This is a genomic window from Streptomyces paludis, assembly GCF_003344965.1.
Taxonomy (GTDB): Bacteria; Actinomycetota; Actinomycetes; order Streptomycetales; family Streptomycetaceae; genus Streptomyces; species Streptomyces paludis.
Map to the genome: position 1 here is coordinate 3,685,083 of NZ_CP031194.1, position 25,967 is coordinate 3,711,049.

A 25,967-nucleotide genomic window follows, 5' to 3' on the forward strand; every position below is an offset into this window, starting at 1 on the left:
ATCGGCTGGCGCGCGTACTGGAAGGATGAGGGACCGGATAACGGTCCGTTGACCGAGCAGATACTTGCCTTGCTCGTCTCTTCCAAGGGACGGGCTACTCCGATCACTGTGGACGCGCACGGAGATGTGGATGACGCCGAGAGCGCTGACCGACTCATTCCGCCTGGCAAGGAGTGAGGGGACCCTCCACCGCCTGAGTGTCTAACTGCGTGACGACCGCGGCGGACAACAGCGAACAACCGTGGACGTCAGCGGACCATCAGTACAGGTGACAGGCACGGCAGCCCAAGGCAGTGGCCGCATCGAGTTGCTTCGGGACGAAGAGGACCTCACTCAATGTCTCACCGCCACGCTTCCGCCGGCGCAGCTTGCCCTGGTCGACGACATGGCGGGGCGGCTGAGGCCGCTGGGTGCGGCGAGGCACACGCGTGCGTGATCGGTCGGCGCATCCGCCGTCATAGCTAACTGTCGTTGGCTGAGGATCAGACACTCCGGGGGCAGGTCAGCACAACAACCGCTACCAAGAAATCCAAGCTTCCAAGCTGAGATACCAAGTGCGTCTGCGCAGACGAAGCCCGTAGGGTGCCGCCCATGGTGACTGCGACTGTCCGCGAGTGGAACGACGAGGAAGGGTGGGGCGTGCTCGACTCCGCTGAGACCCCTGGGGGTTGCTTCGGCCACTATTCCGACATCCAGGCGCCCGGCTTCCGTACCCTGTCGCCCGGACAACAGGTGGACCTCTGGTGGGAGGCCCCGGGCTTCAAACAGGACGGATACGACTACCGCGCGGTGAGCATTGTGCCTCGGCGTGCATGACCTCTACAACGTCGGACGAGCGCATACGCCACCACCTCTGTCCAGCCGCCGCATCCGTCGACAAAGCCGCCGGAGCGGGCTCGGATCGAACTTCTAAAGCGATGGTCAGCATTGCCCCTTCGGGCCGATTCGGCGGTGCCGCGCCAGCTTGGGGCCCATGCTCCAGCGCCGCCGTGGTCGCGTGCGTCGCCGTCTCTGCGCCCCGGCAACATCGTTTGGCGCTTCGCGCCGCGCGGGGCAAGTCGGGGGCTCCTCCGGACCCCGCCTCCGCCTTTGTGGTGTCTGAGTGCCGATCATCGTTGCGGTACAGCAGCGGAGTACCGCAACCACAGCAACCCTCAGCGCCCAGTGGTGGCCGTCAGGTGGTCAGCAGGAGCCTGTATGAACGTCGTTGACCGATTTCTGTAGAGCTACGGATCAGAAGGTTGCAGGTTCGAATCCTGCCGAGTGCACAGCAGACCAGAGGCCCTAAGGATCACTCCTTAGGGCCTCTGCTTTTGCGTTGACGGCGGTGTTTGACGGCAACCACTTCAGGAGTGGTGTCCAGTGGTTCTGGCACGGTGGCCCTGATTTGCCGGGACAGTCGCTCGCTAGGATTCCGGATCATGGACACCAGGGGCGGGGAATCCTCACAGCAGGACACAGGGCGCGGTGCGGCCGTCGAGTTCGTCTACCAGCCGATGGTCGCGGACTTCGAGGAGGCCGTCCGTGGGCGAGCGCGTCGGACATCGGCGGGCAGGCTCCAGGTGCTCGCGGGGCCGCTGGTGGTGGTAGCCGCGATGCTCGTCTTCTCGGTCCTTCAGGATTTCGCGCTGCCCGTGCTGATCATCTCGCTGGTGCTCTCGCTGGCAGCCGCATCCTGGGGCGCCGTGCGAGGACTGCGCACCATGGCCCGCCGGATGTTCAGTGTCATGGAGCCGTACGGACAGTGCCGCCTGGTGACCGACGACCGCGGCATGGTCAGTACCGGTGAGCGGGGGTCCTTCACCGTGGACTGGACCGTGTTCCGGGAGTACTTGGAGACACCCGGGCTCTTCGTGGTGCTGGGTGGCGACCGCGCGTCGGGTATGGCGGTACTGCCCAAGCGGGGCGCCCAGAACCCCGCAGACGTGGATCGGCTGCGGGAGATCTTGGACCGGAACCTGAAGCGGCTCTAGACGGTTACTGACCTTGAAGTCGTCTTGTCGTAGGGGCTGACGGTTGGTGATCGTCGCGGTATGCCGGAGGTATGAGGTATCCGCAGGGTGGGGGTCTGACCGCGGAGAGGCAAGCATTTCGCGAGCGGGTCCGGATGGAAGCGGTCGCCATGTTCGCCGACGGACGTGGCAGTACGGAGATTGCGAAGGAGTTACGGGTCAGCGTCCGGTCGGTTCAGCGGTGGCGGCGGTCCTGGCGGGAGGCCGGCCAGGACGCGGTCCGTTCCCGCGGCCCGGTGTCCCGTCCGAAGCTGAATGACCGACTGTTCGCAGTGCTCGAGGAGGAGTTGGCCAAGGGACCGGTCGCTCACGGCTGGCCGGACCAGCGGTGGACGCTCGCCCGGATCAAGACGTTGACCGGCCGACGGTTCCACAAGTCCATGACGCTGTCGGGGATCTCCCAGATGCTGCGGCGCCGTGGCTGGAGCCATCAGGTTCCGGCCCGTCGTGCCGTCGAGCGCGACGAGGCAGCCGTCGCCGGCCGGGTGAAGGAGGTGTGGCCGCACCTGGAACCACCGCGGCGGCGCTCGGGGCCTGGACCGTCTTCGAGGACGAGGCCGGATTCTCTATGACGCCGCCGACCTCACGCACGTGGGGCAGACGCGGATCCACCCCGGTCATCCGCGTCCGGGGCCGTTCCCGGCGTCGCTTCTCCGTGGCAGCCCTGTGCTGCTACCAGCCCGGCGAACGCTCCCGCCTGATCCACCGGCCCAAACGGCATACCGACCACAAGAGCGGCGGCCGCGAGAGCTTCGCCCGGACCGAGTACCGCGACCTCCTCATCGCCGCCCACCAGCAGCTCGACGGACCCATCGTCCTCATACGGGACAACCTGAACGTCCACAAAGACCGCCGCATGCGGGCCTTCATCGACGCACAGGACTGGATCACCGCCTACCACCTGCCGCCCTACGCACCCGACCTCAACCCCGTCGAAGGCATCTGGTCAGTACTCCGTCGGACAACCCAGGCCAACACCGCCTTCACCGACCCCGACCACCTCATCCGCCAGCTACGGCACAGCCTCCGCCAGATCCAATACCGCAGCGACATCATCGACGGATGCCTCACCGGGACCGGCCTCACACTGACGACACCACGCCTACAACCTCAGTAGCGGCACACCGGCCGAACCGTCGTCATCGTCCGGGTCGTTGCCGTCACCCCTCAGGGCATCTCCTACGCGGTCGAACGCCGAGCGCTGCGAGTTGAGCCGTACGAAGGTGCAGAAGTCCATGGTCACGCGGATCGAGCTGTGGCCGAGCACTTCCATGATCATGTGGGCGTGGGCGCTCTGTTCGTGGAGGAGTGACGCGCAGGTGTGGCACAGGTCGAGTCGCCGGCCGCCTCCGGGAGTTCTACGAACAGCTGGATCCCTTCCGCCGGGAACCAGCCGCGGTGGCGTTCGAGGCCCGGCTCCGGGAAGTGCTGCCCCGTCAGGTCAGCGGATCGCCTCGTTCATGAGGACGTAGAGCAGCCCGACGAGGGAGCCGCTGCTGACGATCGCGCGGCGGTCGATCATGGCCACGCCCAGGCGTCCGTGATGAAGCGGTGCCTCCACATCATCAGAACCTCACGCCGCTCGTTGACCACGGCGGCCACGGCCAGGTGCCGGAGCTTGACGACGTGGTGCTCCCAGCGGTTCCCGTCCGGTGTCTCGACGTCGGTGAGCCACAGGTTCACCCAGCTGTTCTCGTAGATCGGACGTTCCCCGTGGATCTTCCACCGCATCGCTGCGGCCCCTCTCGATCGACCTTCAGCATCGCAGAGCAGCGGGGGCTTCTGCGACTGTCATCTGGTTGCTAAGAGGGGGGAGTTGAGACCTGCACATGATGGCCTTCCGAGCTAAAGCCGCCATTTCGAATCTGTCGATAGTCAAGAGAAAAGAGGAGGGTGGGCCTTTGGGTTCCATTCAAGAGGGATTCGAAAGGCAGGTTAAATTGTGGAATTTCCCGTCGCATGCTTGCGTGACCGATGGCCGACCCGATTGATGGTAGTCGGCGGGGCTTGGGTGGCGTAGCGGATTTGCCGGCCGGTAGTGGTGGTGGCAAGTCCTCTGTGGGGAACCCGGATGACCGTCCGCTACCACGCGGACGATCCGCGGGTGGCCGTCCGTGACGCCGATGTCGGGGGCGGGGGAGCGGCCTTGTGGGTGGTGATGTCGGGTGGGGCCGCGCTGTTCTTCCTGGTGCTGTTGGTCGTGCACCTGGTTTTTGTGTCGCGGCGGCGGTCGGTGTGACGCTCTCCGGGTTCTGCGGCGGGTGCTTCTGCTAGGAAGTAGCCATGGAAGCAGCCCTGGTCGGACTTGTGGGTACAACGCTGGGTGGCGTGACGGGTTTTGCGGGTGCGTGGGTTGCTCAGCGGGGGCAGGTGCGCATTCAGCAGGAGCAGCGCGTGCACGCGGAGCAGGTGCGGTGGTTGGATGACAAGAAGGGCCTGTACAGGGACCTCTTGATCAAGCTCTACGGCTGGCGCGACTCGCTGGCGTCCATCCTGGTCAACGCGGACGACGGGAAGCTGGCCGACAACCGGTCGATTGCCTACAAGTGGATCGTCGAGACGTCCCTGATAGCCGACGACGAGGTCCGTTCCGCGGTGAGTGACGTACATCGGGCCCTCCTCCATGCCCAGACGGTGATCTCCGACGGCACCTCAGCGGCCGGCGACCGGCCCCTTCAGGCCGTGGAGGACGGCCTTGTGGTGCTGGAGGACGCGCTGCGAGCCGAGCTGTCCGTGTCGGCGCGTGTCCGTTCGCGCTCTTGGGCGCGGTGGCGGTGGGGCGGCGGCTCCTGACGTGCTCCGGCTCTGACGACCGGGCCGCGATGAACTCGGACGTCTTACCGCTTCACCGTCTTCATCGTGAAGTGCGACGTGACGTTCTTGATCCGCGGGAGCGTCATGACGTACCCGCTGAGGAAGCTCTCGTAGGCGGTCAGGTCGGCGACCGCGACGCGTACGAAGTAGTCCGGGCTGCCGAACAGTCTGCGCAGCTCGACGACCTCCGCGGCCCCCGCCAGCGTCCGCTCGAAGTGCTCGACCGTCTCCGCGTCCTGGGATTCCAGGCTGAGGTCGATGAGGACCTCGAAGGAGCGGCCCACGGCCGTGGGGTCGATGACGGCCCGGTAACCGGCGATGACGCCGTCGGCCTCCAGTCTCTGGACTCGGCGCAGACACGGGCCGGTCGTGAGCCCGACGCGTTGCGCCAGTTCTACGTTGGTGAGCCGGCCGTCCCGTTCCAGCTCGCCGATGATTGCTCGGTCGATCTCATCCATGGCATTAGATTGCTCCCCGGGTGAGTGGTGGTGCAATCTTTGCAACCATATGGCGGGCATTTTTCGGGACGATAAGCAGATGAAACGAGATGTCCGGGCTCTCGCCCCGGCGCCCGCCGCCGCTTCTGCCGTCCGGCGCCGGCAGATCGCCGACGGAGTCCGTGACTCCTTCTCCGCCGGTCTCGGGATCTTCCCCCTGGGCATCGCTCTCGGTCTGCTGATCATCCAGGCGGGCCTGCCCTGGTGGCTCACCCCCGCCCTGTCCCTGGCCGCGTTCGCCGGCTCCCTGGAGCTTCTGCTGGTGGGCATGGTGGCCACCGTCACGCCCCTGGCCGCCATCGCGCTGACCGTCCTCGTGGTCAACTTCCGGCACGTCTTCTACGCCTTCTCCTTCCCGCTCCACCTGGTCAGACATCCGGTCGCGAAGGCGTACGCCGTCTACGCGATGATCGACGAGGCGTACGCCGTCAACGCGTCCCTGCCCGAGGCGGAACGCTCGGCGCGCCGGCTGCTGGCCCTCCAGATCGCCTGCGAGGTCTACTGGGTCGGCGGCGGACTGGCCGGTGTCGCGCTCGGCGCGGCTCTGCCCGCGCCGGTCAAGGGGCTGGAGTTCGCGCTGTGCGCCCTGTTCACCGTGCTCACGCTGGACGCCTTCCGCTCCCGCCGGGAGATTCCGTCGGTCCTGCTCGCCGGTGCCGGCGTCGCGGCCGGGCTCGTACTGACTCCGGATTTCGCGCTGTTCACCGCGCTGCTGCTCTTCGTGGCGCTGCTTCTCGGCCGCCATGCGCTCATCGGTCGCCGTACGTTCATCGGCCGGCGCGCGCTCGCTGACCGTCGTACCGCCCGGAATGAGGACGTCGATGCCCAGTCCTAGCGCCGCCCCCAGCACCGCCTACCTCGTGGCCGTCCTGGCCATCGTCTTCGGTATCACCCTCGCCCTGCGCGCCCTGCCGTTCGCGCTGCTGCGCACTCTGCGCGGCTCGCCGGTGGTGCGGCAGCTGGCGGTGTGGATGCCGGTCGGGGTCCTCGCGATCCTCGCCGTGACGGCTCTGCACGGTACGGTCACGGCCGATCCGCGCGGGACGGTGTACGCGCTGATCGCGGTCGCCGTCACCGGCGGCGTACATCTGGGCTTCGGCCGCCGCACGATCCTCAGCGTGGGGATCGGCACCGCCCTCTACGTCGTCCTGCTCAACGCCCTGTGACCGGCCCCCGGTTGGGCGGGGGCCGGTCCGTCATCAAAACGGATGCTCAGATGCGTAGATGTTCAGGCGTTCAGGCGCACTTGCCCTGGAGCCAGGTCGTGAAGTCCTTCGTCCACGACGTCGCCAACCGCGGGGAGGACGTGGTCGAGCCGAGGCGGTTCAGCTGGGCCTGCCAGGCGGCGTGGTTGCCGGAGGCGGCCGGTACGGGCTCCTCCCAGCCGACGCTGTCGACCCAGGTCGGGTAGCCGGTGAGAGCCGCCGCGAGGCCCGCCTGCCGGATCTGCTTGTCGAGTTCGGGCTTCAGCGCCGCGTCATGCGTGTAGATCATGATCTTCTGGGCCGTCATCCGCTCCGAGATCGGGGCGACGACCTCCTTCCACGCCGTCGCGCGGATCGTCGCGTCGCTGTTGAGCAGCGACTGCTTCGCCTCGCCCTTCAGCTCAACCAGCGCGATCAGATTGTTCGACCGGGCGCTGTCGAGCCACTCGCGGAAGGTGTACACCGTCGTCCCGGTGTACGGGCCGCGGGTGATCGTACGGCCCGCGAGCTTGTCGGCGCCGGTCGCCCACCACAGCTCCGTGATGGGCGCACGTGTCCCGGTCAGCCCGTTGGTCGTGGTGTTGTGCCACATCACGCCCTTGGTGCCGTTCTTCGTCAGCTGAAGATCGGCCTCCACGCCTCCCGCGCCCCAGCTCTTCTGCTGTGCGAGGCCCTTGGGGTGGTTCGGCTGGCGGACCTGGTCGCGGTCCCACGGGTTCGCCCCGGTCGGGTAGCCGCCGTGGCCGAACACCGTCGGACAGAGCGGCAGCGCCGCCGCCTGCGCGGGGGTGGCCCCCACGCCGCCGCACAGCAGTGCCGTCGTGGCACCCACCGCCCACATCTTCGCTTTGCTCATATTGACCTCACCTCTGCGGGCGCGCACTCGCGCGCCCGCGATCCCCCGGGCGCCGATCAGCGGCCGGTACTGCTTTTTCGGGGCCAGCATATGAGCAAGATCAATCGTTTTTCTCGATAACTGTCCTGAAAATGTTGCTGGTTGTGCGGGAAGGGAGATGTGGGACGGGTGGTGCGGGACCGGTGGTGTGGGGCTAGTGGTCCTCAGGCCGACGGCGGCGGCGTGTGCGGCGTGTGCGGCGTGTGCGGCGAGTGAGGCGTACGGGGTGTACGCGGGGTGGTGAGCGGCCGGCGGCGCGGTTGCAGATGGGGGACCACGACTATCTGGTGATCGTCCTCGTACACGATCCGCCCGGGGTCCGGCGAGCGCATCATGCGGCACTCGACCCCGTGCGCCGCGAGGATCTCCAGATAGCCGTCGACGCGCTTGATCGGCTCCTCGGCCGAGGACTTGAACCAGGTCACCGCCCCCGGATTCAGCGCCGGGTCGTACGCGGCGGGGTCCACCGCGGCCGGATTGGGGTAATTCGTTTCGAACCAGTCGTTGTTGGTGCGCCAGAACCGCCGCTGCTCCTCGGTCAGGACGCCCTCGCGCGCCAGGCCGTCGGTCAGGGCGAAGACACCGGGGAAGTGGCCGCGGGGGTCCCGGACCGTGCCCTGGAAGCGGAGATAGGTGTCGCGTTCCGGTTCGCCTGTGTCAGTCATGGGTGTCATCGTGCCATCGTGCGGAAGTTGGTGGTGAGGCCGTGGTGAGCTGGCGGTGCGAGGGGATCCGGTGGGCGGACGGCGCGCCCGCGCTCCTGTGGCGGCGCGGGCGGGAGCGCCGTACGAGCACCCTCGAATACGGGCGTGAGCTGGGCTTCCGCGCCTCCGGCAGCCGGGAGTGCGCCGGCGCGCGCGGCCATGCGTGCCCCCTGCGCGCGGAGATCCCGGGGCGCGGTACGGGCGGCCGGTGCGCCGAGTGCGCGCGGCTGGAGCGGGCGCACTCCGTCGCCGCCGACACCCTCGCCGACGACCCGCGCACCTACCGCGTCTACCTCGCCTGGTTCGGCCCCGGGCTCGTCAAGGTCGGGATCACCGCCGAGGCCCGCGGCACCGCGCGGCTGCTGGAACAGGGCGCCGTCACGTTCGGCTGGCTGGGGCGCGGGCCGCTGATGGCCGCGCGCCGTACGGAGGAGCTGCTGCGGCGGGCGCTCGGCGTGCCGGACCGTATCCCGTACGCGCGGAAGCGGGCCGTACGGTCCGCCCTGCCGGAGCGGGCCGCGCGGACGGCGGAGCTGCTGCGGCTGTACGGGGCGGCCGTGGCCCTGGACGGGTGGCCGCCGACGCTGGAACGGCTCGCCTTCGACGCGGTGGACCACGCCGGGGCGTTCGGGCTCGACGGACTGCCGCCCGCCACGGGCGTGGTGGAACGGCTGACCGACGGGGGCGAGGTGGCCGGCCGGCTGCTCGCCGCCGCCGGGCCCGATCTGCATCTGGCCACCGGCGGCGGAGGAGGCGGCGGAGGCGGCGGGACCGAAGTGCTCGTCCTCGATACGCGCCTCATGACGGGATGGGCACTCGGCCCGCCGACCGGACGGACCGGACCGACGGGACCGGCCGGACCGACGGGTCCCGCCGGTCTGACAGGAAGTGCTGTTACGGTGCCGGTCACGCCCGTCGGCCCGCCTCCCGGGGACGGCGTGCAGGAGGGGCTCTTCTGAGCCCGCACGGTTTTCTCAGCGAATTCACAGGAAGCCGAAAGGCGGCTCTCAGGGTTCCCGCCCAGGGTGAGCACCATGACCATCACCTCGCCCCGGGGGCGTACCGAAATGCTCAGGCCGGACGGGAGCCCCGTCCGCGTGCTCGTCGTCGACGACGAGGCGTCGCTCACGGAGTTGCTGTCGATGGCCCTGCGGTACGAGGGCTGGGAGGTGCGCAGCGCGGGCGACGGCGCGGGCGCCACCCGGGCCGCGCGCGAGTTCCGGCCGGACGCCGTGGTGCTGGACGTCATGCTGCCCGACATGGACGGGCTCGCGGTGCTCGGCCGGCTGCGGCGCGACCTGCCGCAGGTACCGGTGCTCTTCCTCACCGCGAAGGACTCCGTCGAGGACCGGATCGCCGGGCTCACCGCGGGCGGCGACGACTACGTCACCAAACCGTTCAGCCTGGAGGAGGTCGTGGCCCGGCTGCGCGGACTGATCCGCCGGTCCGGCGCCGCCGACGTACGGAGCGAATCGCTGCTGGTCGTCGGGGATTTGACGCTCGACGAGGACAGCCACGACGTCACCCGCGCCGGGCAGTCCATCCATCTGACCGCGACCGAGTTCGAGCTGCTGCGCTACCTCATGCGCAATCCGCGCCGGGTGCTCAGCAAGGCGCAGATCCTCGACCGGGTGTGGTCGTACGACTTCGGCGGCCAGGCCAACGTCGTCGAGCTGTACATCTCCTATCTCCGCCGGAAGATCGACGCCGGCCGCGCGCCGATGATCCACACCCGGCGCGGCGCGGGCTATCTGATCAAGCCGGGCGAGCAGCCGGGTGATGCCCCGCGATGAGTGGGACCAGGGGTACGGACACGGGGATCGGCGGGGCCGGCCGGCGCTGGTCGCTGCGGACCCGGCTGGTGGTCTCGGCGGTCCTGCTGATCGCGGTGGTGGCGTCGGTGATCGGGGCGGTGACCACGATCGCCTTCCGCTCCAAGCTGTACGACCAGCTCGACACCCAGGTGCAGGCCGTCGCCAAGCGCGCGGCCGGCCCGCCGGTCGGTGAGGCCACGCCCGGCAGACCGCCCGGCGGCTTCCAGGAGGGCGAGGACCCGCTGAAGATCGTGACGGGCGGCGGCGCGCCGGTCGGCACGGTCGGCGGCCAGGTCGGCACGGACGGCACGGTCAGCCGCGGGGTGCGCCTCGCGACGACCGAGAACGACAGCACGGGACCGAAGGTCACCGAGCGGGAGCTGACGACGGCCCAGAAGACCGCCCTCAACTCCGTCGCCCATGACGGGGACGAGCACACCGTGACCCTGCCGGGGCTCGGCGAGTACCGCGTCCTCCACATCACCGGCTCCAACGGCTCCTTCCTCGTGGGCCTCCCGCTGGCCGATGTGCAGGACAACCTCAACACCCTGGTGATCGTCGAGATCTGTGTCACCGTCGCCGGACTGATCGCCGCCGGGATCGCGGGCAGCGCCCTGGTCAGCGTGGCACTGCGCCCGCTGCGCCGGGTGGCCAACACCGCCACCCGGGTCTCCGAACTCCCCCTTCACAGCGGGGAGGTGGCACCGCTCGTCCGGGTCCCGGACTCCGAGGCCGACCCCCGGACCGAGGTGGGCCAGGTCGGCGCCGCGCTCAACCGGATGCTCGGACACGTCGGATCCGCGCTCACCGCCCGCCAGGAGAGCGAGACCCGCGTACGGCAGTTCGTCGCCGACGCCAGCCACGAGCTGCGCACCCCGCTCGCCTCGATCCGCGGCTACGCCGAACTGACCCGCCGCGGGCGCGAGGAGACCGGCCCCGACACCCGCTACGCGCTCGGGCGCATCGAGGCCGAGGCGGAGCGGATGACGGGCCTCGTCGAGAACCTGCTGCTGCTCGCCCGGCTCGACGCCGGACGCCCGCTCTCGTACGAGGCCACGGATCTCTCCCCGCTGGTCGTGGACGCGGTCAGCGACGCGCACGCCGCGGGCCAGGGCCACCACTGGCGCCTCGAACTCCCCGAACCCGATGAGCCCGAGGCATCCGTCCAGGGCGACGCGCCCCGCCTCCAGCAGGTGCTGGTCAACCTGCTGGCCAACGCCCGTACGCACACCCCGCCCGGCACCACCGTCACCGCCCGCGTCCGCAGAGTCGGCGCCGGCGCGGGCGCGGGTCCCGGTGTCGGGTCCGGTCCCGGCGTCGGTTCCGGTACGGGCGCCGGTACCCGCGCGGGCGTCCCCGCCGGGTCGTGGATCGTGCTCGACATCGAGGACGACGGTCCCGGTATTCCTCCCACGCTCCTTCCCCATGTCTTCGAACGCTTCGCGCGCGGCGACGCCTCACGCTCCCGCGCGGCCGGATCCACCGGTCTCGGTCTCGCCATCGTCCAGGCGGTCGTCACGGCCCACAGCGGCACCGTCAGTGTCGAGAGCGTGCCAGGACGGACGGTCTTCTCCGTACGGCTCCCGGCCACCCCAGGCCCCATGCCGACGATTCCCCCCAAGCCCACGGCCGCACCCACACACCCCGGCACGCCCGCGCCCAACGGCAGTCCCGCGCACAACGGCACGCCCGCGTCCAACGGCACCCCCGTGTCCCAGGGCGTGTCCGCGGCCTCCTCCTTCCCGTCTCCTCAGCCCTACCGGCGCCCGCAGTCCCAGCCGCTGCCGCCGGCCCAGCCGTACGCCAGGGAAACCGGGCCCGACTCACAGACAGGGCACAGGCTCACCACACGACCGTGACAGCGCGGATCGCGAATCTCGAATCATGCGAACCGACACTTCATGGGGCACCCTCCCGGCCCGGGAGCATCTCCCGGTCGAGGTGACCGATGCCCCCGTGCTTGACGTGACGATCCCCGTCTACAACGAGGAGCAGGACCTCGAACCATGTGTGCGGCGCCTGCACGACCACCTCGCCCGTACCTTCCCGTACACCTTCCGCATCACGATCGCCGACAACGCGAGCACCGACCGCACTCCCGATGTGGCCGCCTGGCTCGACTCGTCGATCCCCGAGGTCCGGTCCTACCGGCTGGAGGAGAAGGGCCGGGGCAGGGCGCTCCGCACGGTCTGGTCGCATTCCGACTCGCCCGTCCTCGCCTATATGGACGTGGACCTGTCCACGGACCTGAACGCACTGCTGCCGCTCGTGGCGCCGCTGATCTCGGGCCACTCCGATCTGGCGATCGGCTCCCGGCTCGCCCGGTCCTCGCGGGTGGTGCGCGGCACGAAGCGCGAGTTCATCTCGCGGGCCTACAACCTCATCCTCAAGTCCTCTCTGTCGGCTCGGTTCAGCGACGCCCAGTGCGGCTTCAAGGCCATACGGGCGGATGTGGCGCAGCGGTTGCTGCCGATGGTCGAGGACACCGGCTGGTTCTTCGACACGGAGATGCTCGTGCTCGCCGAGCGGGCCGGACTGCGGATCCATGAAGTGCCGGTGGACTGGGTCGATGACCCCAACAGCACGGTGCACATCGTCAAGACGGCGACCGAGGATCTCAAGGGCGTCTGGCGCGTGGGGCGGGCACTGGCGGTGGGAGCGCTGCCACTGGACCGGCTGGCGAGGCCCTTCGGGGACGACCCGAGGGACCGCCGGATCACTGGGGTGCCGCGCGGTCTCGCCCGGCAACTGGTCGGCTTCTGCGTCGTGGGCGCGCTGTCCACCCTCTTCTACCTTGCCCTCTATTCGCTCTTCCGAACCATGTCGGGTCCACAACTCGCCAACGCCGCCGCGCTGCTGGTCTCGGCGGTCGCCAACACCGCCGCCAACCGGAGGCTCACCTTCGGGGTGCAGGGCCGCGAAGGCGCGGTCCGCCACCAGGCCCAGGGCCTGGTGGTCTTCGCCGTCGGCCTCGCGCTGACCAGCGGTTCGCTGGCCGCGCTCGACGCCGCGTCGAGCAGCCCCGCGCACTCCACCGAGCTGGCCGTCCTGATCGCCGCCAACCTCGCCTCCACCGTCCTGCGCTTCCTGCTCCTGCGCGCCTGGGTCTTCCCGGAGCGGCGCACGACGAGCACCACCGCGCAGGACGCCACCGCCCAAGGCACCGACGGCGCCGCCGCCTCCTCCGACCAGGCCCACGCCCGCGACGCCGCCCTCTACTCAAGGAACGCACGATGACCACGACCCTTCAGCCCGACGGGGCCGCGCAGGCTGCGGACACCCCCCAGCCCCGCCCCGCCGCCGCGGGCCGCGCCGCGGGCTTCTGGCGGGGCCGGCCCGAGGACGGGCCCTGGGTACGCCCGGCCCTCCTCGGCCTCCTCCTTGCCACCGCCGTGCTCTACATCTGGAACCTGAGCGCCTCCGGTTACGCCAACTCCTTCTACTCGGCGGCCGTCCAGGCCGGCAGCGAGAGCTGGAAGGCGTTCTTCTTCGGCTCCTCCGACGCCGCGAACTCCATCACCGTCGACAAGCCCCCGGCCGCGCTCTGGCCGATGGCGCTCTCCGTCCGGCTCTTCGGCCTCGGCTCCTGGCAGATCCTGCTGCCCGAGGTGCTGATGGGCGTCGGTACGGTCGCGGTGCTGTACGCGGCGGTACGGCGGCGCTTCAGCCCGGTCGCCGGACTGACCGCGGGCCTGGTGCTCGCGCTCACGCCGGTCGCCGCGCTGATGTTCCGCTTCAACAACCCGGACGCGCTGCTCGCGCTGCTGATGACCGTCACCATCTACTGCGTGCTGCGCGCGCTGGAGGCCGGCCGTACGAAGTGGCTGGTGTGGGCGGGCGTCGCGATCGGCTTCGCGTTCCTGACGAAGACGCTCCAGGCGTTCCTGATCCTGCCGCCGCTGGCGCTGGTGTACGCGGTCTGCGCGCCCACCACCGTACGGCGCAGGCTGGGCCAGCTCGCGCTGGCCGCCGGGGCCATGGTCGTGGCCGGCGGCTGGTGGGTCGCGATCGTGGAGCTGTGGCCCGCGTCCTCGCGCCCGTACATCGGCGGTTCGCAGAACAACTCCTTCCTTGAGCTGACCTTCGGTTACAACGGCCTCGGCCGCATCAACGGCAACGAGACCGGCAGCGTCGGCGGCGGTGGCGGGGGTGGCGGCACCGGGCAGTGGGGCGAGACCGGCATCGGCCGGATGTTCAACTCGGAGATCGGCGGCCAGATCTCCTGGCTGCTGCCCGCCGCGCTGCTGCTGCTCGTCGCCGGGCTCGTCCTCACCCGCAGGGCGGCCCGTACGGACACGGCCCGCGCCGCGTTCCTCGTCTGGGGCAGCGCGCTGCTGATGACGATGGGCGTCTTCAGCTTCATGGCCGGGATCTTCCACCAGTACTACACCGTGGCGCTGGCACCGTACATCGCCGCCGTCGTCGGTATGGGCGTGGCGATGCTCTGGGAGGAGCGCAACCACATCGCGGCGTCCGCCGCGCTGGCGGTGGCGACCGCGGGGACGGCCGTCTGGGCGTACGTCCTGCTCAACCGGACCCCGGACTACCTGCCCTGGCTGCGCTGGGCCGTGCTGATCGGCGGCCTCGTCGCCGCGGTCGGGCTGCTGCTCGCGGGCCGGCTGGGACGTCAGCTCGCGCTCGGCGCGGCGGGCCTCGGCCTCGCGGCCTCGCTGGCGGCACCGCTCGCGTACACCCTCTCCACGGTCAACAGCGCCCACACGGGCTCCATCGTCACCGCGGGCCCGGCCTCCATGGGCGGCCCCGGCGGCGGTATGGGCGGCGGTGGCGGTCGCGGTGGCATGGGCGGCGGTGGCGGGATGCCGCCGGGCCAGATGGGCACGGGCAACGGAAACGGTACGGGTACGGGCGGCCAGGGCATGGGCCAGCCCCCCACCGGCGGCAACGGCAACGGCAACGGCATGGGCCAGCCCCCCACCGGCGGCGGCAACGGCCAGACGGGCCAGAACGGCCAGAACGGCCAGAACGGCCGGAACAACCAGCCCGGCGGCGCCCCCGGCGGCGGCATGGGCGGCGGCGGAATGGGCGAGGGCGGCATGGGCGGCGGCGGCGGTATGGGCGGCCTCCTCAACGGCCAGAACGTCAGCTCCAAGGTCGAGGCCGCCCTCCGGAAGAACGCCTCCGACTACACCTGGGTCATGGCCGCCATCGGCTCCCAGAACGCCGCCAGCTACCAGCTCGCCACAGAGAAGCCCGTGATGGCGATCGGCGGCTTCAACGGCAGCGACCCGTCACCCACCCTCGCGCAGTTCAAGCAGTACGTCGCCGACGGAAAGATCCACTACTTCCTCGGCAGCAGCGGCGGCGGCCCCGGCGGCTCCAACGGCACCAGCTCCGAGATCACCACCTGGGTGGAGGCCAACTTCAAGAAGGTCACCGTCGACAGCACCACGCTGTACGACCTCACCCAGAAGGCATGACACCTCGTAGCACGTAGCTATACAGCGTAAGAGGCTCCTTGTACGGTGTACGACGACGAAAGTCCCATACACCGTACAAGGAGCCCTTTCATGCCGGCCGCCGCGCCCGCCGCCCCGCACCCCCAGCGCTGGCTCATCCTCGGCGTCATCATGCTGGCGCAGCTCACCGTGATGCTCGACAACACCGTCCTCGGCGTCGCCATCCCCTCCCTCACCCGCGAACTGCACGCCTCGACGGCCGACATCCAGTGGATGATCAACGCGTACGCCCTCGTCCAGTCGGGCCTGCTGCTCACCGCCGGGAACGCCGCCGACCGCTACGGCCGCAAGAAACTGCTGCTCATCGGGCTGGTGCTGTTCGGTATCGGCTCCCTCGCCGCCGGACTCTCCCAGTCCAGCGGCCAGTTGATCGCCGCCCGCGCCGGCATGGGCGTCGGCGGCGCGCTGCTGATCACCACGACCCTCGCCGTCGTCGTCCAGATCTTCGACGACACCGAGCGCGTCAAGGCCATCGGCATCTGGTCGACCGTCAACTCCCTCGGCTTCGCGGCCGGACCGCTGCTCGGCGGGGTGGTGCTCGACCACTTCTGGTGGGGCGCGATCTTCCTCATCAACATCCCGGTGGCGGTACTGGCCCTGATCGCCGTCGCCGCGCTCGTACCGGAGTCGGGCACGAGCCGGGGGGTCCGCCCCGATCCGCTCGGCGCGCTGCTCTCCACGGCCGGGATGACCACCGTCGTGTACGCCATCATCACCGGCCCCGAACACGGCTGGGGCTCGGCCCAGGTGCTGCTGCCGGCCGTCGCCGGGGTGCTCGTCCTGGGCCTGTTCGTATGGTGGGAGCTGCGCGTACCGCACCCCATGCTGGACATGCACTTCTTCCGTGACCAGCGGTTCGTCGGGGCGGTCGGGGGCGTCATCCTGGTCGCCTTCGGGATGAGCGGCTCGCTCTTCCTGCTGACGCAGCACCTCCAGTTCGTACTCGGGTACGGTCCGCTCGACGCGGGTCTGCGGACGGCCCCGCTCGCCGTCGCGGTCGTCGCCATCAACCTCTCCGGCGTCGGCGCGCGGCTGATCGCCAAGCTCGGCACCCCGCGCGCGATCGGTACGGGCATGACCCTCGTCGCCGCCGGGCTCGCCGCGATCGCGCTGGTCGGCGCGCGCGGGTACACCGGGATGCTGTTCGGCCTCGTCGTCATGGGCGCCGGTGTCGCGCTCTCCGCGCCCGCCATGGCCAACGCGATCATGAGCGCGATCCCGCCGGCGAAGGCCGGGGTCGGCGCGGGCATCAACGGCACGCTCGGCGAGTTCGGCAACGGCCTCGGCGTCGCCGTCCTCGGCGCCGTCCTCAACTCCCGCTTCGCCGCCCTCGTACCGGCCGCCGCCGCGGCGAGCGCCGTATCCCTGCCCGCCGCACTGGCCGCCGCGGACGGCGAGGCCGAACGGCTCCGCATCGCCGACGCGTTCGCCGCCGGCCTGGAGACAAGCCAACTGGCGGGTGCGGTAGCCGTCCTGGCGGGCGGACTGCTCGCCGCGTTCCTGCTGCGCCGGGCGGAGCGCGCTCGCCGTACGGACAGCGAGGAAGTAGCCGCTACTACGTAGTAGTAGCGGCATAGCATCGGAAACCGGCCGGACGAACGAAGGAGGCTCATATGCTGCAGGAGCCCGACCGCACCGGGCCACCGGTCCGTACGAGCGTCTGGCTGGACGGCAGACCTGTCGCCCGCACGCGCCGTACGGACCGTACCGATCATCCGTCCGGCCTTGACCGTGACCGCATCACCGCCGTATCGCTGCGGCTGCTCGACGCGGAGGGGCCGGGGAAGTTCTCCATGCGCCGGCTCGCCGCCGAGCTGGGGGTGACCGCCATGTCCCTCTACTGGTACGTCGACACCAAGGACGACCTCCTCGAACTCGCCCTGGACGCCGTCTTCGCCGAGATCGAGGTCCCCGTGGCAGAGGGCGCGGAGACGGACGAGGAGACGGACTGGCGCGAACAGCTCCTCGAACTCGCCGCCCGCTACCGCGCGGTGCTCGTCCGGCACCCCTGGGCCTCGCCGCTCATCGGCAAGTATCTGAACGTGGGGCCGCGTTCGATGGACTTCTCCGCCGCCGTCAAGGCGATCGTGGCGCGCACCGGGCTCTCTCCGCGAGGGCAGATGGGCGCGATCGCCGCCGTATTCCAGTTCGTGTACGGGTTCAGCACGGTCGAGGGGCACTTCGTCCAGCGCTGCGCCGAGGCCGGACTCGGCCAGGACGCGTACTTCCGGCACGCGATGGGGGCCATCGGTGAACAGCCCCGACTGGCGGGCGCGTTCGCGGGTGTGGAGGAGACGCGGGAGCTGCGCGGCGGCGGGACGGTGGAGGAGATGCGTGAGCGGGACTTCACGTTCGCGCTCGACCTCCTCGTCGCGGGCATCGAGACCATGCGCGCGCGTGAGGAAGAGAGCGAGGCGGGGGAGGGACCCGAGCGGTCCTGAACTTCCGTTGGCCCCGGTGTGCGATCAGCCACCGGGGCCCTCCACGCCGCCGTTACGGGCCGCCGTTACGACACCAGTCGCGCCGGGAAGCCGCCCGTCGCCAGCGGACTCCAGCGTTCCGGCGTGACGCGGATGATCGACTTGCCCTGCTTCACCATCGCCGCGCGGTACTCGTCCCAGTCCGGGTGCTCGCCCGCGATGTTCCGGTAGTACTCCACCAGCGGCTCGACCGACTCCGGCGAGTCGATCACCTCGGCCACCCCGTCGACCTGCACCCACGGGCCGTTCCAGTCGTCCGACAGGACGATCACGCTCACCCGCTCGTCCCGCTTCGCGTTCCGCGTCTTGGCGCGCTCCGGGTACGTGGAGACGACGATCCGGCCGGAGTCGTCCACCCCGCACGAGAGCGGGGAGCCCTGCGGGCGGCCGTCGGCACGGGTGGTCAGCAGGATCGCCCGGTGCCGGGGGCGGACGAACTCCAGCAGACCTTCGAGGTCCACGGTCGTATTCGTTGCGATATTCGGTGCCATGGCCCGCAGCCTACGACGTCCACCCGCCCGGACAGGCCCCCCGACAGGCCCGGTCCGGGCCCGGTCAGGACCCGGACCGCGGCCTCGCCCGCCGCTACTCCTCTGCTACTCCTCCGCCGCCACCGGCACGCTCTCGCCCTGGACCGCCTGGATGTCCAGCTCCACCCGCAGCGTCGTCCCGATCGCCGCGATCCCCGCCGACACCACCTGGTTGTACCGGATGGCGAAGTCCTCGCGCGGCAGCTCCGCCGTCGCGTGGAACGCCGCCCGTACGCCGCCCCACGGGTCGGGGCCGGTGCCCAGATAGCTCAGGTCGAGGTCCACATCGCCCGTGACGCCGTGCAGCGACAGCTGGCCGTGCACCTTCCAGCGGTCCGGGCCCGCCGGGGTCACTCCCGTACCGCTGTACGTGATCTTCGGGAAGCGCGCGACGTCCAGGAAGTCCGGCGAGCGGAGGTGCTTGTCGCGCAGTCTGTTGCCGGTGTCGATGGTCGACGCGTCGATGACCGCCTCGACCGTGGCCTGTTCGCGGCCCGCCCCGATGTCGGTGATCTCGATCCGGCCGCCGAACTCGGTGAACCGCCCGCGCACACTGGAGATGCCCAGGTGCTGGGCGACCGCGGCCACCGACGAGTGCGCCGGGTCGATGCTCCAGACGCCCGGCGGCGGCAGCTCGACACCGCCCTGGCGGGCCAGCGTGAGCTTGCCCAGATCCGCCCGGCCGGTCCGGGTGACCATCGCGGTGGCGGCGACGGGCGCGTAGCCGACGGCCGTCACGACGACGGTGTACGGTCCCGGCCGCAGCGGCGAGTCGTTCCGTACCTGACCGTCCTCGTCGGTGCCGGTCCGCAGCACCTGGGCGCCGTCCATATCGGTCATGGTCACGATCGCGTGCGGTACGGCCCAGCCGTCCCGGGTCCGCACCTGTCCGCGAAGCCCCATACCGTTCATCTCCTCGATCTCACGAGCCACCGGTACTGACCGGAACTGCCGGAACTGCCGTGACTGCCGGAACTGCCGTAACTACTCGCCGGGGTGGGCGAGTTCGATGTCGTGTCCGTCGACGCCACGGCCGCCGACCGTCAACGCACCGGCCACCGGAGGGTATCCGGTCGCGATGACCGTGTACTCGCCAGAGTCCAGGTCGGTGAAGGCGTACGCGCCGTCCTCTCCGGTCGTCGCCGAGGCGACCACGTTCCCGGCCGCGTCGACCAGCGTGACGCGGGCGTCCGGCGCGGGCCGCCGGGCGGCGCCGGCCCGGACCGTGCCCTGGAGCAGGGCGCCGGCCCGGAGGGCCACATCGATCCGGGTCACTCCCTGGCCGCCGATGTCCACCGGCAGCGCCTGCGGCCGGAAACCGCCCGCGTTGACGGCGACCGTCACCGAGCCGGGGACCAGCTCACCGAAGGCGAACTCGCCCTGCTCGGCGGACTTCCCGGTGGCCAGCACATCGCCCCGTACATCGGTCACGATGACCATCGCGCCCTCGACGGGCACCCCGCCGTCAGCGGCGCGCACCGTCCCGGCGAGACCGCTCGTACCGGCGAGCCGGATGTCGTACGGGAGCGGCTTGCCGCCGACGACCACCGTGGCCGCCTGCGGCTGGAAGCCGTCGGCCGAGGCGATCAGGACGTACGAGCCGGAGCCCGGCGCGTCCAGGGAGTAGCCGCCGTCGGGCCGGGCGACCGCGCGGGCCAGCTGGCGGCCGGTCAGCGAGATGAGGGTGACGGCCGCGCCGGGCACGGGAGCCCCCTCGGCGCCGGACACCGAACCGTGCACGGGGGTGCCGGCGGAAGGGGAGGGGGGAGGGGAAAGAGCCGGGGCCGGAGTTACGGACGTGGTCAGCGCCGCCCCCGCGTACTGGGCCGAGGTGACGGGCGTCTGCGCCGGTACGGTGCCGACCAGGACCGGCGTCTCGACAGCGGCGCCAGCAGCCTCAACGGCCACAGCGGTGTCAGCAGCCACAGCGGTCTCAGTCGCCTCGGCCGAGCCGCCGTCGGCCGTCTCGGCCGAGCCGCCCGAGTTCCGCGACCGCAGCGCCACCTCCTTGATGAACAGCGTCAGCAGGAAGGCGACGAACGCGGCCGGCGCCGCGAACAGGAACACGTCCGCCACCCCGTGCCCGTACGCCGACTCCACGATCTGCCGCACCGGCGCCGGCAGCGCCGCCAGGTCGGGTATCCCTCCGCCGCCGGTGCCGTGATGGCCGGGGGACGCCTCCTCGACGTAGTGCGTGATCCGGTTGGCGAGGACCGCGCCCAGCGCCGAGACGCCGACCGCGCCGCCCAGCGAGCGGAAGAAGGTGACGACGGAGCTGGCCGAGCCGAGATCCTCGGGCGCGACCTGGTTCTGGGTGGCCAGCACCAGGTTCTGCATCATCATGCCGACGCCGAGGCCCAGCAGCGCCATGTAGATCCCGATGTGCCAGTACGGGGTGTCGTACCGGATGGTGCCCAGCAGCCCGAGCCCGGCGGTCAGCAGCGCGCCGCCGCTGACCAGCCACGCCTTCCAGCGGCCGGTCTTGGTGATGATCAGACCGGAGACGGTGGACGAGACGAACAGCCCGCCGATCATGGGGATGGTCATCACACCGGACATCGTCGGGGACTTGCCCCGGGCCAGCTGGAAGTACTGGCTGAAGAAGACCGTGCCGGCGAACATCGCGACACCCACGAAGAGCGAGGCGAGCGAGGCCAGCGTGATCGTGCGGTTGCGGAAGAGGCGCAGCGGGATGATCGGTTCGCTCGCCCTGCTCTCGGTGAGGACGAAGAGCCCGCCGAGCACCAGCGAGCCGCCGACCATGGCGGCCGTCTGCCAGGAGATCCAGTCGTACTTGTCACCCGCGAAGGTGACCCAGACGAGCAGCAGGGAGACGGCGGCGCTGATGAGGACGGCGCCGCCCCAGTCGACCTTGACCTCGCGCTTGACGACGGGGAGCTTCAGGGTCTTCTGGAGGACGATCAGCGCGATGACCGCGAACGGCACGCCGACGTAGAAGCACCAGCGCCAGCCCAGCCACGAGGTGTCCGTGATGACGCCGCCGAGCAGCGGGCCGCCGACGGTCGCGACGGCGAAGGTCGCGCCGAGGTAGCCGCTGTACCGGCCGCGCTCGCGCGGGGCGATCATGGCGGCCATGACGATCTGGGCGAGCGCGGAGAGCCCGCCGACGCCGATGCCCTGGACGACGCGGCAGGCGATCAGCATGCCCGCGTTCTGCGAGAGCCCGGCCACGACGGAGCCCAGGACATAGATGACCAGGGCTATCTGGACCAGCAGCTTCTTGCTGAAGAGGTCGGAGAGCTTGCCCCAGAGCGGGGTGGTCGCGGTCATCGACAGCAGCGCCGCGGTGACGACCCAGGTGTAGGCGCTCTGGCCGCCGCCGAGGTCGGAGATGATGTGGGGGAGGGCGTTGGAGACGATCGTCGAGGAGAGGATCGCGACGAACATGCCCAGGAGGAGCCCGGAGAGGGCCTCCATGATCTGGCGGTGCGTCATCGGCGTGCCGGCCGCGGCGGCGGGGTCGCCACCGTGCTTGGCGTGGCCGCCCCGCACACCCGTTGGTGTGGTCGTAGCCATGGATGTCCTTGTCTTACGTGTCTGTGTCGCCGGCCGCGGGGGTGCGGGGGGTGCGGGTGGTGCTCGTACGGACTGCCGCGGTGCTCACGCCGTCGGCCGGCGCCACGGGACGCTGATCCCCGTAACGCCAGTCCCGGCGGTCGCCGAAGTCGTGGCGCAGCCGGGCCAGCAGCGTGTTCAGCTGGCCGACCTCGTCGTCGGTCCAGTCGTCGAGCGTCTGTGCGAACAGTTCCGTCGCCCGCAGGGACAGCTCGTCGACCATGGCGCGCCCCACAGGGGTCAGCCGCAGGATGCGTGAGCGCTTGTCGGCGGGGTCGGGCAGGCGCTCGATCCAGCCACGCTCGGTCAGGTGCGCGACATGCCGGCTGGTGACCGACGTATCGAGCGCGAGCAGTTCGGAGAGGCGGCTCAGCCGCATCTCGCCGTGCCGGTCCAGCAGGGTCAGTACGGCGGCCGAGCCGGCCGGGCACTCGCTGGGCATGACACGGGCGAGACCGCGTTTGACGGCTCCTACGGCGGAGAGCTGCCGAGCCAGTTCCGTGTACCGGCTCTTCGTCGCCGCCATGGGTCCTCCCCGGTAATTCGTTGCTTGGGGCAACCATGAAACCATAGAAGAACTTGGTTGTTACAGGCAAACTAAATCGGACCAACGGCGGTAAAGGAACCCAAAAAGCTTCGCATGCTCAAGGTCAACGGCCGCTGCGCCGGTCGCATGAGCCAGGGGTACGGGCACGGTCGCGGCCGGGATCCGGGGCCCGGAGTTGGGCGGGGGCCGTGCGTTCGCTAGGGTCCTGCCCCATGGCACACAACCCCCATGCCCCGCAGGGACCCGAGGGAAATCCCGACCCGGCGGGCAGCACGCAGATGTTCCGCGCGTTTGTCGACGACGGTGAGCCGGAGCGCCGGCAGGCGCCTCAGCAGCAGGGCGGCCCGAAGACCGGCGTGATCGTCGGTGTGGTCGTGGCCGTCGCGATTCTGGCCGTGGTGGCCTGGCTGGCCTTCTGACGGCGTCGCGCCGTGGCGGAACCAGCCGTATCCGCACGTATCCGAACCCCGCCCGGGCGTTCGTGCCGCACTGGTACGCGGACGAGGGGCGGGGTTCGGCGCTCCTCAGTCGGAGATGAGCCCTTCCCGCAGCTGTGCGAGCGTGCGGGTGAGCAGACGCGAGACATGCATCTGCGAGATGCCGACCTCTTCGCCGATCTGGGACTGCGTCATGTTCGCGAAGAACCGCAGCATGATGATCTGCCGTTCGCGCGGCGGCAGTTTGGCCAGCAGGGGCTTGAGGGACTCGCGGTACTCGACGCCCTCCAGCGCCATGTCCTCGTAGCCGAGCCGGTCCGCGAGCGAGCCCTCGCCGCCGTCGTCCTCCGGTGAGGGGGAGTCCAGCGAGGACGCCGTGTACGCGTTCCCGACGGCCAGGCCGTCGACCACGTCCTCCTCGGACACGCCCAGGACAGCGGCGAGTTCGGGCACGGTGGGCGAGCGGTCGAGCTTCTGTGCCAGCTCGTCGCTCGCCTTGGTCAGCGCGAGGCGCAGCTCCTGGAGCCGGCGCGGGACCCGGACGGACCACGAGGTGTCCCGGAAGAAGCGCTTGATCTCACCGACGACCGTCGGCATCGCGAACGTCGGGAATTCCACGCCGCGTTCGCAGTCGAACCGGTCGATCGCCTTGATCAGGCCGATCGTGCCGACCTGGACGATGTCCTCCATCGGCTCGTTACGGCTGCGGAAGCGGGCCGCCGCGTACCGCACGAGCGGGAGGTTCAGCTCGATGAGGGTGTCACGTACGTAGGCGCGCTCCGGGCTGTCCTGTTCGAGCACGGCGAGCCGCAGGAACAGGGAGCGGGACAGAGTGCGGGTGTCGATGGCTTCCGGCTGGGACACGCGTGGCTGCACCGGTGGGACCACGTGGTCGAGCGCATGCGGCGTCGGCGCTGACGCGGTCTTCGTGAGCGTGAGCGTGAGCACCTTCGAGCTGCCCTGTTCTACGGACATGCCACCCCCTTGAGGTCGCGGACGGTCGCGGCGGCGCTCCCGTCGGAGGAACGCAGCCTCCACCTGAATACCGGCGGCGGGACTGCGGCAAACGCGGTTCCCGCAGAATGTCACATGTCGGCAACACGCTGTAGTGACTTGTCGACAAGATGCCGCTGGGTATGTCCGTCAAAGGGGGTGTATATGGCGTTTCATGAGAGGGGGTGAGCTGACGGGTTTTTACCTGTGAGGGTTACGCCTCGATCCGATTTGCGGATCGCAACCGCGCGAAACTGCGCGCCAACAGTCTTGACACATGCATCTGTGAAACGCCCAGCTCCTGACTGATCTGGGACTGCGTCAGGTTGTTGTAGTAACGCAGCATCAGAATCCGCTGCTCGCGCTCGGGCAGTTGCACCAGCAGATGGCGAACCAGGTCGCGGTGCTCGACGCCGGCCAGCGCGGGGTCCTCGTAGCCGAGCCGGTCCAGCAGGCCGGGGAGTCCGTCGCCCTCCTGGGCGGCCTCCAGGGAGGTCGCGTGGTACGAGCGTCCCGCCTCGATGCAGGCGAGCACCTCGTCCTCGGAGATCTTGAGCCGCTCGGCGATCTCGGCGGTGGTCGGGGAGCGGCCGTGAGCGGTCGTCAGGTCCTCGGTGGCGCCGGTGACCTGGACCCACAGCTCGTGCAGCCGGCGCGGTACGTGGACGGTCCGCACATTGTCCCGAAAGTAGCGTTTGATCTCGCCGACGACGGTCGGCATCGCGAAGGTGGGGAACTGGACGCCGCGGTCCGGGTCGAACCGGTCGATGGCGTTGATCAGGCCGATCGTGCCGACCTGGACGACGTCCTCCATCGGCTCGTTACGGCTGCGGAAGCGGGCGGCGGCGTAGCGCACCAGGGGCAGATTCGCCTCGATGAGCGCTCCCCGCACCCGGGTGTGCGCCTGGCAGCCCGGCTCCAGCCCCTTCAGTTCGGCGAAGAGCACCTGTGTGAGCGCCCTGGTGTCGGCGCCGCGGCTCTGCGGGGTGGGGCGCGTACCGGTCCCGGTCAGGGGCGGGGTTTCGACCAGGGGCGCGGTTTCGACCAGGATCTCGACCGGGGGTTCCGCCTGGGGCAGCACCTGAGGGGGTGCGCTGGGGGGAGCGCTCGGGGGTGCGCAGGGAGGTGTCGTACTGGCCGGCACGGTTACGCCACCCCTTTGCGGTCGACTAGGTCAACTCATCCGTCAAAAGCGGTCATAGCATCACCAGACATGCCCAGTCTGTGCAAGCACCCGAAAAAACCGTGTTGACGTCATGATGGGGTAATAAACCCAAAAACCCCACACCGAACCGGTGTGGGGGAGGGGCGGGGACCGCTCAGAACTCGTAGTCGGCGATCACCCAGGTGGCGAATTCCCGCCAGAGTGCGACACCGGCCTGATGGGCCGGGTGGTCCAGATAGAGCTGGAGCGCCGCCGGGCCGGCGACCGCCGCGTTGATGGCGAAGTCGTACGCGATCGGCCGGTCGCTGATGTTCCAGGCGCACTCCCAGAACTCGATCTCGGGGATCTGTCCGCCGAGTCTCTCGAAGGCCGTCACCCCGGCGATCACCCGGGGCTCGTCGCGCGCGACGCCGTCGTTGAGTTTGAAGAGGACCAGGTGACGGATCAAGGGGGTGCTCCCTGGGGGGCTGCGGGGCGGGTCGGGCGTGACGCTAATTGACGAGCGACGTCATGAACTGCCCGACGCCCTGAGCGGCGCTCGAAATGCCCTCGAACCCTACCCCCACGAGATCGGCGGCCCGATCGGGAGAGGTGATGATCGTGTACAGAATGAATACGGCAAGCCCGTACAGCACGATCTTCTTTGCTTGCCCCATCTGCCGCGCGCCTCCCCGTTCCCTGTGCTCTCCCGTGTGTGCGGTCGCGAGAGTCTAACCGTATGAGCGGTTCTGCCCAGAGGTGCTGCGCTCCGTAGCGTGCCTCTTGGCGCGGGCGACGGGCCGTCAGTACGGTGTCCTTTTGACTTGTATGAAGGAAGGGAA

At 70.0% G+C, this 25,967-nt stretch carries 27 protein-coding genes and 1 pseudogene; 15 read left to right on the forward strand and 13 right to left on the reverse strand.

Annotated features, from left to right (window positions below):
• The first annotated feature begins 591 nt into the window (after positions 1 to 591).
• From DVK44_RS16235 to DVK44_RS38035, 3 genes are all read left to right on the forward strand, one after another.
• A complete protein-coding gene (locus tag DVK44_RS16235) occupies positions 592 to 816 on the forward strand; it encodes a cold-shock protein (RefSeq protein ID WP_114660321.1) in 225 nt (74 codons plus the stop codon).
• 605 nt (positions 817 to 1,421) lie between these two features.
• Complete coding sequence (locus DVK44_RS16240; protein ID WP_162793859.1) at positions 1,422 to 1,973, forward strand: YcxB family protein; 552 nt, start codon at positions 1,422 to 1,424, stop codon at positions 1,971 to 1,973.
• Positions 1,974 to 2,044: 71 nt separating this feature from the next.
• Positions 2,045 to 3,129 (forward strand): IS630 family transposase gene (locus tag DVK44_RS38035; RefSeq protein ID WP_456243358.1). Its coding sequence is split into 2 segments (ribosomal slippage): positions 2,045 to 2,488 and positions 2,491 to 3,129, totalling 1,083 coding nucleotides; the frame shifts between segments, so codons are not numbered across the junction.
• On the opposite strand, the gene DVK44_RS16255 is transcribed toward DVK44_RS38035, so the two are convergent.
• Both DVK44_RS16255 and DVK44_RS16260 read right to left on the reverse strand, forming a co-directional pair.
• Positions 3,115 to 3,291 carry a hypothetical protein gene (locus DVK44_RS16255; RefSeq protein WP_228447178.1) on the reverse strand — a complete coding sequence of 59 codons (177 nt, stop codon included), beginning with the start codon at positions 3,289 to 3,291 and terminating at the stop codon, positions 3,115 to 3,117. The two genes, DVK44_RS38035 and DVK44_RS16255, sit on opposite strands and share 15 nt — an antisense overlap.
• A 245-nt stretch (positions 3,292 to 3,536) precedes the next feature.
• Positions 3,537 to 3,743, reverse strand: a pseudogene (locus tag DVK44_RS16260) (NUDIX hydrolase); the annotation flags it as partial.
• A 340-nt stretch (positions 3,744 to 4,083) separates the two neighbouring features.
• On the opposite strand from DVK44_RS16260, the gene DVK44_RS16265 reads away from it, so the two are divergent.
• Positions 4,084 to 4,251, forward strand: a complete 168-nt coding sequence (locus DVK44_RS16265) for a hypothetical protein (RefSeq protein ID WP_181957467.1) — start codon at positions 4,084 to 4,086, stop codon at positions 4,249 to 4,251.
• Between the two features lie 44 nt (positions 4,252 to 4,295).
• Positions 4,296 to 4,805, forward strand: coding sequence for a hypothetical protein (locus DVK44_RS16270; protein ID WP_114660325.1), 510 nt, complete (start codon positions 4,296 to 4,298; stop codon positions 4,803 to 4,805).
• A gap of 44 nt (positions 4,806 to 4,849) precedes the next feature.
• Here the strand turns inward: DVK44_RS16270 and DVK44_RS16275 are convergent, their stop codons facing one another.
• Positions 4,850 to 5,284 carry an Lrp/AsnC family transcriptional regulator gene (locus tag DVK44_RS16275; RefSeq protein ID WP_114660326.1) on the reverse strand — a complete coding sequence of 145 codons (435 nt, stop codon included), beginning with the start codon at positions 5,282 to 5,284 and terminating at the stop codon, positions 4,850 to 4,852.
• Positions 5,285 to 5,363: 79 nt separating this feature from the next.
• Here DVK44_RS16275 and DVK44_RS16280 point away from each other — a divergent pair, with 79 nt between their 5' ends.
• Both DVK44_RS16280 and DVK44_RS16285 read left to right on the forward strand, forming a co-directional pair.
• Positions 5,364 to 6,158: an AzlC family ABC transporter permease gene (locus DVK44_RS16280; protein ID WP_114660327.1), complete on the forward strand. Its 795-nt coding sequence runs from the start codon at positions 5,364 to 5,366 to the stop codon at positions 6,156 to 6,158.
• Positions 6,145 to 6,489 (forward strand): branched-chain amino acid transporter permease, encoded by a 345-nt coding sequence (locus tag DVK44_RS16285; protein ID WP_114660328.1) that lies wholly within the window; start codon positions 6,145 to 6,147, stop codon positions 6,487 to 6,489. Before DVK44_RS16280 ends, DVK44_RS16285 begins: the two co-directional genes overlap by 14 nt.
• Positions 6,490 to 6,559: 70 nt before the next feature.
• Here the strand turns inward: DVK44_RS16285 and DVK44_RS16290 are convergent, their stop codons facing one another.
• Both DVK44_RS16290 and DVK44_RS16295 read right to left on the reverse strand, forming a co-directional pair.
• The gene (locus DVK44_RS16290) at positions 6,560 to 7,474 is read right to left on the reverse strand and encodes a hypothetical protein (protein WP_228447179.1); all 915 of its coding nucleotides are present in this window, start codon (positions 7,472 to 7,474) and stop codon (positions 6,560 to 6,562) included.
• A 113-nt stretch (positions 7,475 to 7,587) separates the two neighbouring features.
• Entirely contained in the window at positions 7,588 to 8,088 is a 501-nt protein-coding gene (locus DVK44_RS16295; RefSeq protein WP_228447180.1) for a hypothetical protein, read from the reverse strand.
• A gap of 44 nt (positions 8,089 to 8,132) precedes the next feature.
• Between DVK44_RS16295 and DVK44_RS16300 the strand changes: the two genes are divergently transcribed.
• The 7 genes from DVK44_RS16300 to DVK44_RS16330 all read left to right on the forward strand — a co-directional run bounded on the left by DVK44_RS16300 (position 8,133) and on the right by DVK44_RS16330 (position 17,859).
• Complete coding sequence (locus tag DVK44_RS16300; protein WP_114665173.1) at positions 8,133 to 9,086, forward strand: DUF2797 domain-containing protein; 954 nt, start codon at positions 8,133 to 8,135, stop codon at positions 9,084 to 9,086.
• Positions 9,087 to 9,161: 75 nt separating this feature from the next.
• The gene (locus tag DVK44_RS16305) at positions 9,162 to 9,920 is read left to right on the forward strand and encodes a response regulator transcription factor (RefSeq protein ID WP_114665174.1); all 759 of its coding nucleotides are present in this window, start codon (positions 9,162 to 9,164) and stop codon (positions 9,918 to 9,920) included.
• The gene (locus tag DVK44_RS16310) at positions 9,917 to 11,800 is read left to right on the forward strand and encodes a sensor histidine kinase (RefSeq protein WP_114660329.1); all 1,884 of its coding nucleotides are present in this window, start codon (positions 9,917 to 9,919) and stop codon (positions 11,798 to 11,800) included. The genes DVK44_RS16305 and DVK44_RS16310 overlap by 4 nt, the downstream gene beginning before the upstream one ends.
• A 25-nt stretch (positions 11,801 to 11,825) precedes the next feature.
• On the forward strand, positions 11,826 to 13,178 hold the full coding sequence (locus DVK44_RS16315) for a bifunctional glycosyltransferase family 2/GtrA family protein (protein ID WP_114660330.1): 1,353 nt from the start codon (positions 11,826 to 11,828) through the stop codon (positions 13,176 to 13,178).
• On the forward strand, positions 13,175 to 15,379 hold the full coding sequence (locus DVK44_RS16320; protein WP_114660331.1) for an ArnT family glycosyltransferase: 2,205 nt from the start codon (positions 13,175 to 13,177) through the stop codon (positions 15,377 to 15,379). The genes DVK44_RS16315 and DVK44_RS16320 overlap by 4 nt, the downstream gene beginning before the upstream one ends.
• A gap of 90 nt (positions 15,380 to 15,469) precedes the next feature.
• A complete protein-coding gene (locus DVK44_RS16325; RefSeq protein WP_114660332.1) occupies positions 15,470 to 16,981 on the forward strand; it encodes an MFS transporter in 1,512 nt (503 codons plus the stop codon).
• 50 nt (positions 16,982 to 17,031) lie between these two features.
• A complete protein-coding gene (locus DVK44_RS16330) occupies positions 17,032 to 17,859 on the forward strand; it encodes a TetR/AcrR family transcriptional regulator (RefSeq protein ID WP_114660333.1) in 828 nt (275 codons plus the stop codon).
• A 65-nt stretch (positions 17,860 to 17,924) separates the two neighbouring features.
• On the opposite strand, the gene DVK44_RS16335 is transcribed toward DVK44_RS16330, so the two are convergent.
• From DVK44_RS16335 to DVK44_RS16350, 4 genes are all read right to left on the reverse strand, one after another.
• Complete coding sequence (locus DVK44_RS16335; protein WP_114660334.1) at positions 17,925 to 18,389, reverse strand: PPOX class F420-dependent oxidoreductase; 465 nt, start codon at positions 18,387 to 18,389, stop codon at positions 17,925 to 17,927.
• 105 nt (positions 18,390 to 18,494) lie between these two features.
• Positions 18,495 to 19,331, reverse strand: a complete 837-nt coding sequence (locus DVK44_RS16340; RefSeq protein ID WP_114660335.1) for a YceI family protein — start codon at positions 19,329 to 19,331, stop codon at positions 18,495 to 18,497.
• A gap of 81 nt (positions 19,332 to 19,412) precedes the next feature.
• The gene (locus tag DVK44_RS16345; protein ID WP_114660336.1) at positions 19,413 to 21,965 is read right to left on the reverse strand and encodes an MFS transporter; all 2,553 of its coding nucleotides are present in this window, start codon (positions 21,963 to 21,965) and stop codon (positions 19,413 to 19,415) included.
• A gap of 13 nt (positions 21,966 to 21,978) precedes the next feature.
• A complete protein-coding gene (locus DVK44_RS16350) occupies positions 21,979 to 22,530 on the reverse strand; it encodes a MarR family winged helix-turn-helix transcriptional regulator (protein ID WP_114660337.1) in 552 nt (183 codons plus the stop codon).
• A gap of 233 nt (positions 22,531 to 22,763) precedes the next feature.
• Here DVK44_RS16350 and DVK44_RS16355 point away from each other — a divergent pair, with 233 nt between their 5' ends.
• The gene (locus DVK44_RS16355) at positions 22,764 to 22,970 is read left to right on the forward strand and encodes a hypothetical protein (RefSeq protein WP_114660338.1); all 207 of its coding nucleotides are present in this window, start codon (positions 22,764 to 22,766) and stop codon (positions 22,968 to 22,970) included.
• A gap of 105 nt (positions 22,971 to 23,075) precedes the next feature.
• Here DVK44_RS16355 and DVK44_RS16360 read toward each other — a convergent pair whose 3' ends face one another.
• From DVK44_RS16360 to DVK44_RS36740, 4 genes are all read right to left on the reverse strand, one after another.
• A complete protein-coding gene (locus tag DVK44_RS16360; protein WP_114660339.1) occupies positions 23,076 to 23,963 on the reverse strand; it encodes an RNA polymerase sigma factor SigF in 888 nt (295 codons plus the stop codon).
• Between the two features lie 232 nt (positions 23,964 to 24,195).
• On the reverse strand, positions 24,196 to 25,062 hold the full coding sequence (locus DVK44_RS16365) for an RNA polymerase sigma factor SigF (RefSeq protein ID WP_408055325.1): 867 nt from the start codon (positions 25,060 to 25,062) through the stop codon (positions 24,196 to 24,198).
• 238 nt (positions 25,063 to 25,300) lie between these two features.
• The gene (locus DVK44_RS16370) at positions 25,301 to 25,594 is read right to left on the reverse strand and encodes a Dabb family protein (RefSeq protein WP_114660341.1); all 294 of its coding nucleotides are present in this window, start codon (positions 25,592 to 25,594) and stop codon (positions 25,301 to 25,303) included.
• Positions 25,595 to 25,637: 43 nt separating this feature from the next.
• On the reverse strand, positions 25,638 to 25,802 hold the full coding sequence (locus DVK44_RS36740; RefSeq protein ID WP_181957469.1) for a hypothetical protein: 165 nt from the start codon (positions 25,800 to 25,802) through the stop codon (positions 25,638 to 25,640).
• Positions 25,803 to 25,967: the final 165 nt, after the last annotated feature.